This window comes from Ottowia sp. (assembly GCF_035325765.1).
In the GTDB taxonomy this organism is placed as follows: domain Bacteria; phylum Pseudomonadota; class Gammaproteobacteria; order Burkholderiales; family Burkholderiaceae_C; genus Ottowia.
Genome location: NZ_DAOKZG010000004.1, coordinates 20,813 through 33,370 on the forward strand (window position 1 = coordinate 20,813; position 12,558 = coordinate 33,370).

A 12,558-nucleotide genomic window follows, 5' to 3' on the forward strand; every position below is an offset into this window, starting at 1 on the left:
CGTCCTTCGCGTTCTCTTCGCGCTCTTTGCGTCCCGCTGCCGCTTGCAGCGCCGAGCACCATGACCGTCATCCAAACCCCACTCGCCTTCCCGACATGACCTCGGCCCTGGACGACAAGCTGGTCGTCGCCATTTCCTCGCGCGCGCTGTTCAACCTGGAGGAGGAAAACCGCCTGTTCGAGAGCGGCGACCCCGAGGGCTACATGCGGCTGCAGCTGGAGCGCCTGGACGTGCCGGCACAGCCGGGCATCGCGTACTCGATGGTGCGCAAGCTGCTGCGGTTCAACGAGGACGGCCAGGATCGCGTCGAGGTGGTAATCCTGTCGCGCAACGACCCGGTCAGCGGCATGCGCATCTTCAGCTCGGGCGCGGCCACCGCGCTGCAGCTCGAGCGCGGCGTGTTCACGCAGGGCCGCCCGCCGTTCGGCTATCTGCGCCCGCTGCGCGCCGACATCTTCCTGTCGGCCAACGCGGACGATGTGCGCGAGGCGCTGGCCGCCGGCTTTCCGGCCGCGCACGTGATGGTGGACGCGCGCCCGGCGGGCAACCGCTATCCGGACGAGGTGCGCATCGCCTTCGACGGCGACGCCGTGCTATTTTCCGACGAGGCCGAGCAGGTGTTCCAGAAAAGGGGACTGGCCGCGTTCCAGCGCCACGAGCAGCGCAAGGCCGACCTGCCCCTGCCGGAAGGCCCATTCAAGCCCTTCCTAGTGGCGCTGAACCGCCTGCAGCAATCGGGCTCGCCCCACATGCGCATCCGCACCGTCCTGGTCACGGCACGCGGCGCGCCGGCGCACCGCCGCGCCATCCAGACCCTGATGCGCTGGAACATTCGCGTCGATGAAGCGATGTTCCTGGGCGGCCTGCCCAAGGGCGAGTTCCTGCGCGAGTTCGAACCCGACTTCTTCTTCGACGACCAGACCGGCCACATCAGCCAGGCCGCACGCCACGTGCCGGCCGGTCATGTGGCAGCGGGCGTGACCAATGTCGCAGCCGGCGGGGAAACTCCGGGGCGCCGGACGCGCTCCAAGCGGGCATGAGAATCTTTCGAACGGCGCTGCTGATGCTCGTGCAGGCCATCCTGCTGCCCTGGGCGCAAGCCCAGGCGATCCCTCCGGCAGCCGCAGCGGTGGCGCCTGCAGCCAGTGCCCCGACCTCCAGGCCGACGCCCGCGCCCGCGAAGCAGGCCAGCCCGGGCGAGCAGCAGGCACTCAAGTGGTTCCACATGCTCGACACCGACGGCGATGGCCGCATCTCGCGCCGCGAAGCGCGCCTGGGTTTTCGCATCAGGCCGTCGCTGCGGCAGTTGTTCGACGATGCCGACCGCAACGGCGACGGTTACCTGACCGAGGACGAAATCCGCGCTGCGGCGGACCGGCGCCGCGCCGAACGCCAGCGCCGCCGCGCTGCTGAAGCCGCAACTGCCCAGCGCGCGCCGGCGAAATGACCGGACGCGTGGATGGAAAAGCGTCAGGACACGCGCTTGGCCTCGAACGTCTGGAGCAGTTCGGTCATCCAGGGCTCGGTCCAGTGGCTGACCAGGATGCCGACCAGGCCCGCCACGCCGATCGCCAGCATCGCCCCTGCCAGGCCGCGCACCAGCGATTGCCGGCGCGTGTGCAGCACGAAGGCCAGGCTGAAGGCCATGCTGGTGAACGAGGCCAGCACGGCGCCAGTGCCGGCGGTGGCCGGGCTGACATCGCCCGCGGCCGCGAGCGCTGCTGCCGCGGCCACCGAACTGGCGCTGGAGAGAAAGCCGCCGATCACGCTGACGACGTAGAAACCGGCGTCGCCGAACTGCCGCTGCGTGACCGCGCCCAGCACGTGCAGCAACAGGAAGATGGCGCCGTACTTGAGCGCCTGCGACAGCGAAAACGGCAGTTGCAGGTCGATTTCGGGCGGCTCGCCGCCGGCGGCCCGCTGGTGCATGCTCCAGCCCATCAAGGCACCGGCCATCGCCAGCATCAGGCCGAAGGCCGCGAACGATCCGGCCAGTGCGATCGGCGCCAGCAGCAGCAGCAGCGTGGCATTGCGCGCCAGCATCGCCACCATGGCCAGCAGCACGCCGCGGTAGGCCACGCCGACGAAGGGTTCGCCCACCTCGCGCACGCGCTGCGCCAGGCTGATGACGGTGAAGTTGCTGTTAATCAGGCCGCCGAAGAAGCTTGACAGCTCGGCCCCGCGGGTGCCGTAGATCTTCCACAGCACATAGTTGAAGAAACCGATGCCGGCGATCAGGATCACCGCGATCCAGGCAGTGCGCGGCTGGATCAGGCCATAGGGCCCGACGGCGCCCATCGGCAGCGCCGGGTAGATCACGATCGCCAGGATCGCCAGCAGCAGGGCCGAGCGGATCTCGCGCTCGGAAATGCCCATCGAGAATCCGGCCAGGCGCTCCTTCCAGGCCAGCAGGGCGGTCGAGATCACCATCACCGCCGCCGGCGCAATGGTGTGGCCCAGGCCGCTCATCAGGCCGGCCATCACCGTCACCCCCATGGCAGCCGAGGTCGTCAGCTCGGTGCCCTGGCCGGCACGCAGCGAGGAAGCGTTGAGCAGCAGCGTCAGCACGATGGTGAAGACGATCGCCGCCAAGCCATAGGCCACGCCGATCATGCCGCCGATGGCGCCCAGCAGGCCGATGAAGCCGAAGGTGCGCACCCCCGCCTCCTTGCCTCGCCGCTCGCGCTCCAGCCCGATCAGCAGGCCCAGCACCAGGCCCAGCGCCAGGCGCGTCAGGACCAGGGTATAGGGCCAGTCATTGGCGGGCAGCGGAGTGGCGTTGTCGAACATCGCGTGATCTTGCCGTGCCGCGCAGGGCCGCGCAAGCGGCGCGCGCCCGGCACAAACCGAAAACCGGCAGGACGCCACACGGATGCGGCGCACGCGCCAACGCCGCCCCAGGCGGCCACCGGCAGCGCGAACCGGCGCCGCACCTCAGAAGCGATAGCGGTAATAGACCTGCGCGAAGTTGATGCCCGGGTTGGGCTTCTTGATATCGCCGTTGGAAATGTGCTGCAGGCGCAGGCCGAGCGTCGAGCGCCCCCACTGCCAGCCCAGCCCGAGCATGTCGGCAAACTGAAACGCCGTGCTCAGGCTGCGCGTTGGCGACAGACGCGTGTGCGACAGCAGCCGCACGCCGATCGAGCCTTCGACGAAGAACACGCCATCGCCGGTCGCGTCCGGCCGCTCCAGGCGCAGCACCGGCGAATAACCCAGCTCCAGGATATTGCGCGCATGCGGCACGCGCCAGGCCGCCAGCTCGAGCTCATGGCGCAGCCCCAGCCGCCACTGCGCACCCTGCCACAACGGCTCGGCGCGCGTGAAACCGAGCACCACGCCGGCCTTGCGAACGTGCTCGTTCTGTCCCAACGCCGCAGTGAGCGCCAGGTCCGGGCCTGCCGCCCAGGCGCTGGTCCCGATCGCGAGCGCCACGCCGCACAGCAGCGCCCGGCCCGGATCCGCCGCCGGCAGCCGCCCGCGCGCCTGCATCGTCCGGCCGCCGGATCTCCCGTGCCACCGATTTGTTCCATCATCCATGCTGCACGATATCCTGATTCACTCGGCTTGAACCCAAATCCGCCAGTTGAATACGCCGGTCAGTGCCGGCCTCGGCGTGCCAGGCAAGGGTGAGCGCTGCGGCTCCAGAGGCGCCTGCGCACCCTTGGACAGCAAGAACGGGCAAGCGCGATCGAAACAGCCAGGGTCCATGTCCGCGCAGGCTTCGAAACGTTCACGAGCGATCAACTGCCGAGTTGCCGATGATAGTGCCCGCGCTCCATGCACGCCCATGACCCGGGAATCGAGCGAGCCCGTGCCGGTGCCGCGGCTCAACCGCCGCCGCGCATGTCCGGCCCGTCCGGGTCGGGGCCGATCTCGGTGCGCCGCACGCGCCAGTCCGGCCCGAACACGACATGAAAGGCCTTGGTATCGCTGGGCGGATCGAGGAATTTCCAGGTCCAGTCCACCTCGTTCTGCAACTCGTAGCGCACTTGGCGTGCCGGCTGGCCCAGCATGCGGCGCACCTGCTGGGCGTCCATGCCGGCCTGCACACGCGCGAAGTTCTCCGGCGTCAGCACCTGGCGCAGCGCACTCATCCGGCCATCGGCGCCGATCGTGATCATGTAGTTGCGCAAGCCCTCGGGCTGGCGGTTGTACTCGAAGGTGCGCGCACCGCCGGGTTCGTCCCACACGCGCGCGGGCTGGCCGAAGCGCTGCAGCACGTCGGCCTCGGTCGACAGGCCCTCCTCCAGCTCGCTGATCGCCTGCGGGTCACAGCCTGCCAGCAGCCATGCGGCCAGGCCCAGCAGTGCCGCGCGTCCATATCGGATCGCCAGGGATTTCATGTTCGTTGGATGTCCTCAAGCCCGGTAAAATGCCGGCACCCCGGTTTGTAACGCATGGCCGGTGCACGCGCCAGCCTCGAGCGCACGCCCAGGCCCTTTTCGCCATGTCCATTGCCAACTTGTTCAACCGCCCGCACTACACGTCCGAGGCGACCGACTTCCTCGAGCAGCTCAAGCGCGAGCGCCCCGACCTGGAGCAGCGGCAGCGCGAAGGGCGCGCCCGGCTCTGGGACAAGCGCGTTGACCGCGAGCTGCAGGCCGAGTTCCAGGCCGGCCGCGTGGCCCAGCAAGGCTACGTTTACTACCACTACGCGCTGGACCCGGACACCCAGTGACGGCCCGCCGTTGGCGCGTGCGCGCGCCGCACCGATCGCGAGCGCCCGGGCCGCGGCGCGCCGCGGGCAAGCTCATCCCGTGACTGCTGCCGACCCGGAAATCCTGCTGGCCGAGGCCGCGCCGGCCCCGCTGCCGGAGATGGTCGACCACGTCGCGGTGGCGCGCCTGTACGGCGAACCCCTGTTCGCCCTGCCACAGGACCTGTACATCCCGCCCGACGCGCTGGAGGTGTTCCTGGAGGCCTTCGAGGGGCCGCTGGACCTGCTGCTCTACCTGATCCGCAAGCAGAACTTCAACATCCTCGACATCCCGATGGCGGCCGTGACGCGCCAGTACCTGAGCTATGTCGACGAGATTCGCGGGCGCAACCTGGAACTGGCGGCCGAGTATCTGCTGATGGCTGCCATGTTGATCGAGATCAAGTCGCGCATGCTGCTGCCGCCGCGCAAGGTGGCTGCGGGCGAGGAAGCCGAAGACCCGCGCGCCGAGCTGGTGCGCCGCCTGCTCGAGTACGAACGCATGAAGCTGGCGGCCGCCCAGCTGGCCGAGCTGCCGCAGTACGGGCGCGACTTCCTGCGCGCGCAGGTGCACGTCGAGCAGGCCCTGGCGCCACGCTTCCCGGACGTCGAGCTGGCCGATCTGCAGGCGGCCTGGGCCGACATCCTGGGGCGCGCCAAGCTGGTGCAAAGCCACAAGATCACGCGCGAGCAGCTCAGCGTGCGCGAACACATGTCGATCGTGCTGAAGAAGCTGCAGGGCCGGCGCTTCGCACCCTTCGAGGACCTGTTCGACCTGGGCGGCGGCGTGCCGGTGCTGGTCGTCACCCTGATCGCGCTGCTCGAGCTGGCCAAGGAAAACCTGGTCGAGGTCACCCAGGCGGAAGCCTATGCGCCGATCTATGTGCGGCTGGCGTTCACGCCAACCGCATGACGCACTTCCCGGCGCGACCTCGCGGTCCGATGACGGATGACTCCGCCGCGCTTCAACGACAGGGCCGTCAAGCCTCATGCCGCGGTCGGCGCGTGTCGTCTGGCATGCTCTTGAACGCGCAACGGCATGAGCCTTTCAGGGTGCACTGGATCCGCCGCGACGCACGCAACGACGCCCTTGCGGCAGCCGCGGAACAGGCCAGCGGGCGCACCCCCGAAAGGCGCGCAGCACCATGAGACGGCAAGTCACACCCCAGCCAAAGGCACCTTCCGTGCCGCGACATGAATCACGCCATGCGAATCGTCCACACCATCGCGGAGCTGCGCCAGGCCCTGGCAGGCGCCGAGCGCCCGGCCTTCGTGCCCACCATGGGCAACCTGCACGCCGGCCACCTGGCCTTGCTGGCGAGCGCGCAACGGCAAGGCGATGCCACCGTCGCCAGCATCTTCGTCAACCGGCTGCAATTCCTGCCGCATGAGGACTTCGACCGCTATCCGCGCACATTCGACGCCGACTGCGCGGCGTTGCGGCAAGCCGGCTGCGACCTGCTGTTCGCGCCACGCGAAGCCGATCTCTACCCCGAGCCGCAGACCTTCCGCCTCGCGCCCGATCCGGCGCTGGCCGACCTGCTGGAAGGCGAGTTCCGGCCCGGTTTCTTCACCGGCGTCTGCACCGTGGTGCTCAAGCTGTTCGTGGCGGTATTCGCCGGCAAGGCGCACGGCATGGCGGTATTCGGCAAGAAGGACTACCAGCAACTGCTGGTGATCCGCCAGATGGTGCGCCAGTTTGCGCTGCCGATCGACATCGTCGCCGTCGACACCTGCCGCGATGCCGACGGCCTGGCGCTGTCTTCGCGCAATCGCTACCTTGCCCCCGCCGAGCGCGCCGAGGCGCTGCAGCTGCCGCTGGCGCTGCGCGCGCTCGGACGCGACGCCCTGGCCGCGGCGCACGCCCTGCCGGCACGGCGCGCCGAGCTGGAAGCCGCCGCCATGGCCATGCTGGCCCGACGCGGCTGGCAGCCGGACTACCTGACGGTACGCCGCCGCACCGACCTGCAGCCGCCCGTATCGGGCGACGCCAGCGGCGCGCTGGTGGTGCTGGGCGCGGCCCGGCTCGGCGCCACGCGCCTGATCGACAACCTGGAAATCTGAGCCTCCGGCAGCCCGAACGATCGCCTGGGTAGCACGAACCGCCCGGCGGCGGGTGAACCATGCGAGCTTGCGTTCGAATGGCAGGCGACCGGTGACCTGGCTGTGCTTCAACCTGAATCCGGCAGCCGGATGCGCCTTCCGGCGCTGCCGGATCCAGGTCCCATGACACGATCGTCCTGCGTCATTCCGGCACCCGCCGGTGTCGTCGGCCATCTGCCGGGGTTCGAAGCGGCATCAGCCTGGAAACGGCAGTTGGACGCGTCCGCCAGTGCCGCTCTCGGCGTGGCAGGCGAGGGTGAGCGCCGCGGCTCCACAGGCGCCTGCGCGCCTTTGGACGGCGCGAACGGCCCTGGCCTCTGGCCGGGGCGCGCCCTGCAAGGGAGAGGACGCGGCAGGCTCGTGCCTGCAAGGACGATCAACGACGCATGGCGCGGCGAGAGTGGTGCTGGCGGGCGTGTGGCGTGCTCACCGATGTGTGGTGAACGGGAGGGAAGCCACCAACGTCCATGGCCATGCGGGTTTGAAGAACTTTGCGAGCGGTCAACTGCCGTTTCCAGGATCAGTGACTCCACCGCGCTTCACGCCACCCGCGACGCATGAAGCGACAGGAGTCCGTTGACCGCCGAGCCGGCGAGTCAGGGCCGCCGTGGCCGGGGTCTCCCTGGTCGCAGGCTGCGCCCCCAGGACAACACCCCCGCGCTGCGCTGCCCCCCGCAGGCGGCCTTCGCATCGTCGGGCGGCCGCGCGGCGCCCAAGGGGGAGGCGCACCATTGCGCCGCCAGTGGAGCCACGGGGATGCTTCACTTCCGCCCGCCGCGGCTACCTGATTTCATCCTTCGGGTCGCGCCCCATCAGCGCCGCAACGGCCTCGGCCGGCCCGAGCCGGCCGTCCAGCAGCGCGACCACGCTTTCGGTGATCGGCATCTCGACGCCCAGGCGGCACGCGCGCTGCAGCACCGTGCGCGCGCAGTACACGCCCTCGGCCACGTGGCCGAGCGAGTGCACCACGTCCTCGAGCCCGCGCCCCTCGGCCAGCAGCAGGCCGACGCGGCGATTGCGGCTCAGGTCGCCGGTGGCCGTGAGCACCAGGTCACCCAGCCCCGACAGACCCATGAAGGTGTCGTGCTGGGCACCCAGCGCCACACCCAGGCGCGCCATCTCGGCCAGGCCGCGCGTGATCAGGGCGGCGCGCGCGTTCAGCCCGAGCTGCAGGCCATCGGCCAGGCCCGCGGCAATCGCCAGCACGTTCTTCACCGCGCCACCGACCTCGACGCCCACCAGGTCATCGTTCCCATAGACGCGCAGCGCTGGCCCGTGCAGGGCCGCGACCAGCGCCTGCACCACGGCCGGGCTCGCGCTGGCCGCCACCAGTGCCGCCGGCAGGCCCCGCGCCACCTCCTGCGCGAAGCTCGGGCCGCTCAGGACACCGCCGCGCAGCCGCGGCGCCACCTGGCGTTGCACCTCGTGCGGCAGCAGACCATAGGCATCGGTGGCGGCACCCTCGGGCACGCGCTCGAAGCCCTTGCACAGCCAGGCCACCGGGGCCACCGCGTCGCGCAGTGCCTCGAGCGCCGCACGCAGGCCGGCAACCGGGGTCGCGATCACCAGCAGGTCGGCACCGGGGCTCGCGTCCAGCGCCTGGCGCGCGCCACCGCCGCGCACCTTCAGCGAGGGCGGCAAGGCCAGGCCGGGCAGGTAGCGGGCGTTCTCGCGCTGCGCCTGCATGGCCCGCGCCTGGTCGCCATCGCGCGCCCACAGCGTCACCGCATGGCCGGCCGGATGGCGCGCGGCGGCAATCGCGACCGCCGTGCCCCAGGCGCCGGCGCCGATCACGGCGATCCTCATGGCGCTCCGTCGTCAGCCGACCGGCCGGGTTGCACGCCGCTGCGCTCCGGCGCCTACTGCGTCGCCGCCGGCGCCTCGGCCTGATTCGCCTGCTGCTGCTCGTACATGGCCTGGAAATTGATCTCGGCCAGATGCACGGGCGGGAAGCCGGCGCGCTGGATCAGGTCCGCCACGTTGCTGCGCAGGTAGGGATAGACGATCTGCGGACAGGCGACGCCGATCACCTGGCCCATCTGCTCGTCGGCGACGTTGCGGATCTCGAAGATGCCGGCCTGCCGGCACTCGGCCAGGAACACCGTGCGCTCGCCGATCCTGGTCTGCACCGTGGCCGTGACGGAAACCTCGAACAGGCCCTCGGCGATGTTCTCGGCATTGACGCCCAGGTTGATCTCCAGCGCCGGCTGTTCCTGCTCGAGCAGGATGGCGGGCGAATTGGGCTGTTCCAGCGATGCCTCCTTGAGGTAGACGCGCTGGATGTTGAACACGGGATCCTGGTCGGCCATGGGGGGTTCTCGGTTAGGGGGAAAAAAGCATTCGCGTCGCCCGCCGGAGCGGCCGCGGCGCGATGGGGTGCCCGATTATCTCAGGCTATCTCGGGCGCTTCGCGCCACGTGCGCCACGCGAAACGACACCGCTCCGGTGGCCGCAGAGCAGGCCAGTCGGGGCACCCACGGCCAAGGGTCTCCCTGGACGCAGGCCCGGCGAAGCGGAGCAACCGACCGTGTACCGCAGACGCCGGGCAAGCCGGGAAGCCGCCGCCTCTGGCGACGTGGACATGGCGCGCAGCGCCACGGGGGGCGATGTGGTCAACCGGCCAGCAGGCGCTGCAGCGCGCCGCTGCGATCGAGCGCCATCAGGTCGTCGCAGCCGCCGACATGGGTGTCGCCGATGAAGATCTGCGGCACGGTGCGACGACCGGTGCGCTGCATCATGACGGCACGCTGGTCCGGCGCCAGGTCGACCCGGATCTCATCAAGCTGGGTCACGCCGCGCTCGGCCAGCAATTGCTTGGCCCGGATGCAGTACGAGCAGGTGGCGGTGGTGTAGATGGTGATGTGGGGCATGGGGGACACCTCGGCTTCAGCCGCGCGCCGGCTTGGCCGGCTCGGTCTTGGCGCGCTCGATCGGGAGATTCGCCTCGCGCCAGCTCTTCATGCCGCCGGTCAGGATCTCGGCCTGCTCGAAGCCGAGCTTGCGCGCGATCGCGACCGCGCGGCGCGCCCGCATGCCCGAGGCACAGACCATCACCAGCGGCGTCGCCTTGTTCTTCACGGCGCCGGGGAGCTTGGCCTCCAGCTCGCCCAGCGGGATGCTGCGTGCCCCGGCGGCGTGCTCGGCGGCGTATTCGCTGGCCTCGCAGACATCGATCAGCACCGCCTTCTCGCGGTTGATGCGCTGCACCGCCGCCGCCGCCGACAGCCCGCCGATGCCAGCGCCGCCGCGCAGCGCGGGCCACAGCAGCAGGCTGCCCGACACCAGTGCGAGCAGCACCAGCGACCAGTTATCGATGACGAAATCCACGTTCAGAATCCTTTGCTTGCCACCCGGTGCCTACCGCCGATCCGCGAGGCGGCGGGTGCACCGGACACGCTATTCTAAAATGGCTGGTTTTTTGTCTGCGTGGCCCGTGGTCTTGCCGGCCGCCACCCGCCCCACCGCCTCATGCACAAGCTTGTCCTGATCCGCCACGGCGAATCCACCTGGAATTTCGAGAACCGCTTCACCGGCTGGACCGACGTCGACCTGACGCCCACGGGCCAGGTGCAGGCGCGCCAGGCCGGCCGCGCGCTGCGCGCCGAGGGCTACGAGTTCGACCTGACCTGCACCAGCGTGCTCAAGCGCGCGATCCGCACCCTGCACATGGCGCTGGAGGAAATGGACCGCCTGTGGCTGCCCTCGGTCAAGCACTGGCGCCTGAACGAGCGCCACTATGGTGCGCTGCAGGGCCTCAACAAGGCCGAGACAGCGCGCAAGTTCGGCGACCAGCAGGTGCTGACCTGGCGCCGCAGCTACGACACGCCGCCGCCGGCGCTCGACCCGGACGACCCGCGCTGCGAGCGCAGCGACCCACGCTACGCGCGGCTGCAGGCCGGCGAGGTGCCGCTCACCGAATGCCTGAAGGACACCGTCGAGCGCGTGCTGCCGTTCTGGAACGACACCATGGCGCCAGCCATCCGGGCCGGCCAGCGCCTGCTGGTGGTGGCGCACGGCAACTCGATCCGCGCGCTCGTCAAGTACCTGGACGGCATCTCGGACGCCGACATCGTCGGCCTGAACATCCCCAACGGCATCCCGCTCGTGTACGAGCTCGATGCCGAGCTGCGTCCGATCCGCCACGAGTACCTGGGCGACGCCTATGCCGCCGAGCGTGCCGCCGCCGCCGTGGCCGACCAGGCCCGCGCGTGATCGTTCACGGAACTTCCGGGCGCGCGCGCGACCCCAAGCCAGCACGTGCCACGAATGCGCGCGACCCTGTATATTGTATTGACGCATGCCTGAACCCGCGACGAGCCGCACCATGAGCCAGAAAACCCGAATCGCCGGCTGGATCGCCGTGGGCGCGCTTGCCGGGGCCCTCACCACGGTGTCGCTGCAGACGGTGGCGCGCGGCACGCTCGCACCGCTGCCGCTGGAAGAGCTGCAGCAACTCGCCGCCGTGTTCGGCATGATCAAGAGCGACTACGTCGAGCCGGTGGACGAGAAGAAGCTGCTCACCGACGCCATCTCCGGCATGGTCGCCGGTCTCGACCCGCATTCGCAGTACTTCGACAAGAAGAGCTTCAAGGAGTTTCGCGAGGGCACGACCGGGCGCTTCGTCGGCGTCGGCATCGAGATTACGCAGGAAGACGGCCTGATCAAGGTGGTCTCGCCGATCGAGGGCTCGCCCGCCGACCGCGCCGGCCTGAAGTCGGGCGACCTGATCACCAAGGTCGACGACACCGCCGTGAAGGGCCTGTCGCTGAACGAGGCCGTCAAGCGCATCCGCGGCGAGCCCGGCACCAAGGTGCTGTTCACGGTCTGGCGCCGCGACGAGGACCGCACCTTCCCGGTCACCATCACGCGCGAGGAAATCCGCACCCAGTCGGTCAAGGGCAAGGTGGTCGAGCCCGGCTACGCCTGGCTGCGCCTGACCCAGTTCCAGGAAAACACGGTGGCCGACTTCGTGCGCAAGCTGGACGAAATCTACCAGCGGGAGCCCCACCTGAAGGGTCTGGTGCTGGACCTGCGCAACGACCCGGGCGGCCTGCTGGACGCCGCCGTCGCGGTGTCCGCCGCCTTCCTGCCCGAAGGCGCGATGGTGGTCTCCACCAACGGCCAGATCGAGGACAGCAAGGCCGAATACCGGGCCGTGCCCGAAGACTACATGCGCCGGCGCGGCAGCGACCCGCTCAAGGCCCTGCCGGCGGCGGTCAAGAAGGTGCCGCTGGTGGTGCTGGTCAACGGCGGTTCGGCCTCGGCCAGCGAGATCGTCGCGGGCGCGCTGCAGGACCACAAGCGCGCCGTCGTCATGGGCAGCCAGACCTTCGGCAAGGGCTCGGTGCAGACCGTGCGTCCGCTCGGCCCCGACACCGCGCTGAAGATCACCACCGCGCGCTACTACACGCCCAGTGGCAAGACCATCCAGGCCAAGGGGATCGTGCCCGACATCATGATCGACGACACGGCCAACGGCAGCCCATTCGCGGTGCTGCGCATGCGCGAGGCCGACCTCGACCACCACCTGGGTGGCAGCGAGCCCGACGCCAAGAACCCGGCGCTGGAGCAGGAGCGCGAAGAGGCACTCAAGCGCCTGGAAGAGGAATCGCGCAAGCCGGCTTCGGAGCGCCGCCCGCCGGAACTTGGCAGCGAGCAGGACTTCCCGCTGCAGCAGGCGCTGGCCCAGCTCAAGGGCGAGCCCGTCAAGGTCAGCAAGACCCTGACCGCGCGCAAGGACGACGCGAAGGCGGAGTGAG

The 12,558-nt window shown here is 69.9% G+C and carries 14 protein-coding genes; 7 read left to right on the forward strand and 7 right to left on the reverse strand.

The window, feature by feature from the left end; genetic code table 11:
• Positions 1-95 precede the first annotated feature (95 nt).
• Both PKA16_RS02600 and PKA16_RS02605 read left to right on the forward strand, forming a co-directional pair.
• A complete protein-coding gene (locus tag PKA16_RS02600) occupies positions 96-1,040 on the forward strand; it encodes a 5'-nucleotidase (protein WP_324400105.1) in 945 nt (314 codons plus the stop codon).
• Positions 1,037-1,447 (forward strand): EF-hand domain-containing protein, encoded by a 411-nt coding sequence (locus PKA16_RS02605; RefSeq protein ID WP_324400107.1) that lies wholly within the window; start codon positions 1,037-1,039, stop codon positions 1,445-1,447. Before PKA16_RS02600 ends, PKA16_RS02605 begins: the two co-directional genes overlap by 4 nt.
• A gap of 23 nt (positions 1,448-1,470) precedes the next feature.
• On the opposite strand, the gene PKA16_RS02610 is transcribed toward PKA16_RS02605, so the two are convergent.
• The 3 genes from PKA16_RS02610 to PKA16_RS02620 form a co-directional block, all read right to left on the reverse strand.
• Positions 1,471-2,790, reverse strand: a complete 1,320-nt coding sequence (locus PKA16_RS02610; protein ID WP_324400109.1) for a DUF4010 domain-containing protein — start codon at positions 2,788-2,790, stop codon at positions 1,471-1,473.
• Between the two features lie 144 nt (positions 2,791-2,934).
• The gene (locus PKA16_RS02615; RefSeq protein ID WP_324400111.1) at positions 2,935-3,537 is read right to left on the reverse strand and encodes an acyloxyacyl hydrolase; all 603 of its coding nucleotides are present in this window, start codon (positions 3,535-3,537) and stop codon (positions 2,935-2,937) included.
• A gap of 290 nt (positions 3,538-3,827) precedes the next feature.
• Positions 3,828-4,343: an outer membrane protein assembly factor BamE gene (locus PKA16_RS02620; protein ID WP_324400113.1), complete on the reverse strand. Its 516-nt coding sequence runs from the start codon at positions 4,341-4,343 to the stop codon at positions 3,828-3,830.
• Between the two features lie 104 nt (positions 4,344-4,447).
• Here PKA16_RS02620 and PKA16_RS02625 point away from each other — a divergent pair, with 104 nt between their 5' ends.
• From PKA16_RS02625 to panC, 3 genes are all read left to right on the forward strand, one after another.
• A complete protein-coding gene (locus PKA16_RS02625; RefSeq protein ID WP_324400115.1) occupies positions 4,448-4,678 on the forward strand; it encodes a DUF3460 family protein in 231 nt (76 codons plus the stop codon).
• Between the two features lie 139 nt (positions 4,679-4,817).
• Complete coding sequence (locus PKA16_RS02630) at positions 4,818-5,609, forward strand: ScpA family protein (protein WP_324400315.1); 792 nt, start codon at positions 4,818-4,820, stop codon at positions 5,607-5,609.
• A gap of 293 nt (positions 5,610-5,902) precedes the next feature.
• Positions 5,903-6,760, forward strand: coding sequence for a pantoate--beta-alanine ligase (panC, locus tag PKA16_RS02635; RefSeq protein ID WP_324400117.1), 858 nt, complete (start codon positions 5,903-5,905; stop codon positions 6,758-6,760).
• 819 nt (positions 6,761-7,579) lie between these two features.
• On the opposite strand, the gene PKA16_RS02640 is transcribed toward panC, so the two are convergent.
• The 4 genes from PKA16_RS02640 to PKA16_RS02655 all read right to left on the reverse strand — a co-directional run bounded on the left by PKA16_RS02640 (position 7,580) and on the right by PKA16_RS02655 (position 10,126).
• Positions 7,580-8,605: an NAD(P)H-dependent glycerol-3-phosphate dehydrogenase gene (locus tag PKA16_RS02640; RefSeq protein ID WP_324400119.1), complete on the reverse strand. Its 1,026-nt coding sequence runs from the start codon at positions 8,603-8,605 to the stop codon at positions 7,580-7,582.
• A 53-nt stretch (positions 8,606-8,658) separates the two neighbouring features.
• Complete coding sequence (gene secB / locus PKA16_RS02645) at positions 8,659-9,108, reverse strand: protein-export chaperone SecB (RefSeq protein ID WP_324400121.1); 450 nt, start codon at positions 9,106-9,108, stop codon at positions 8,659-8,661.
• Positions 9,109-9,411: 303 nt separating this feature from the next.
• A complete protein-coding gene (gene grxC / locus PKA16_RS02650) occupies positions 9,412-9,669 on the reverse strand; it encodes a glutaredoxin 3 (RefSeq protein WP_324400123.1) in 258 nt (85 codons plus the stop codon).
• A gap of 16 nt (positions 9,670-9,685) precedes the next feature.
• Complete coding sequence (locus PKA16_RS02655; protein ID WP_324400125.1) at positions 9,686-10,126, reverse strand: rhodanese-like domain-containing protein; 441 nt, start codon at positions 10,124-10,126, stop codon at positions 9,686-9,688.
• A gap of 141 nt (positions 10,127-10,267) precedes the next feature.
• Between PKA16_RS02655 and gpmA the strand changes: the two genes are divergently transcribed.
• Together gpmA and PKA16_RS02665 are read left to right on the forward strand one after the other, a co-directional pair.
• The gene (gene gpmA / locus PKA16_RS02660; protein WP_324400127.1) at positions 10,268-11,011 is read left to right on the forward strand and encodes a 2,3-diphosphoglycerate-dependent phosphoglycerate mutase; all 744 of its coding nucleotides are present in this window, start codon (positions 10,268-10,270) and stop codon (positions 11,009-11,011) included.
• Between the two features lie 112 nt (positions 11,012-11,123).
• Positions 11,124-12,557, forward strand: coding sequence for a S41 family peptidase (locus PKA16_RS02665; RefSeq protein ID WP_324400129.1), 1,434 nt, complete (start codon positions 11,124-11,126; stop codon positions 12,555-12,557).
• Position 12,558: the final 1 nt, after the last annotated feature.

What these genes read in the sequence shown, in the direction of transcription:
- PKA16_RS02600 (WP_324400105.1), top strand. Translation starts at nt 96, where the DNA reads ATGACCTCGGCCCTGGACGACAAGCTGGTCGTCGCCATTTCCTCGCGC.
- PKA16_RS02620 (WP_324400113.1), bottom strand. Translation starts at nt 4,343, where the DNA reads ATGAAATCCCTGGCGATCCGATATGGACGCGCGGCACTGCTGGGCCTG.
- PKA16_RS02625 (WP_324400115.1), top strand. Translation starts at nt 4,448, where the DNA reads ATGTCCATTGCCAACTTGTTCAACCGCCCGCACTACACGTCCGAGGCG.
- PKA16_RS02665 (WP_324400129.1), top strand. Translation starts at nt 11,124, where the DNA reads ATGAGCCAGAAAACCCGAATCGCCGGCTGGATCGCCGTGGGCGCGCTT.
- gpmA (WP_324400127.1), top strand. Translation starts at nt 10,268, where the DNA reads ATGCACAAGCTTGTCCTGATCCGCCACGGCGAATCCACCTGGAATTTC.
- PKA16_RS02610 (WP_324400109.1), bottom strand. Translation starts at nt 2,790, where the DNA reads ATGTTCGACAACGCCACTCCGCTGCCCGCCAATGACTGGCCCTATACC.
- grxC (WP_324400123.1), bottom strand. Translation starts at nt 9,669, where the DNA reads ATGCCCCACATCACCATCTACACCACCGCCACCTGCTCGTACTGCATC.
- PKA16_RS02605 (WP_324400107.1), top strand. Translation starts at nt 1,037, where the DNA reads ATGAGAATCTTTCGAACGGCGCTGCTGATGCTCGTGCAGGCCATCCTG.
- PKA16_RS02630 (WP_324400315.1), top strand. Translation starts at nt 4,818, where the DNA reads ATGGTCGACCACGTCGCGGTGGCGCGCCTGTACGGCGAACCCCTGTTC.
- secB (WP_324400121.1), bottom strand. Translation starts at nt 9,108, where the DNA reads ATGGCCGACCAGGATCCCGTGTTCAACATCCAGCGCGTCTACCTCAAG.
- panC (WP_324400117.1), top strand. Translation starts at nt 5,903, where the DNA reads ATGCGAATCGTCCACACCATCGCGGAGCTGCGCCAGGCCCTGGCAGGC.
- PKA16_RS02615 (WP_324400111.1), bottom strand. Translation starts at nt 3,537, where the DNA reads ATGGATGATGGAACAAATCGGTGGCACGGGAGATCCGGCGGCCGGACG.
- PKA16_RS02640 (WP_324400119.1), bottom strand. Translation starts at nt 8,605, where the DNA reads ATGAGGATCGCCGTGATCGGCGCCGGCGCCTGGGGCACGGCGGTCGCG.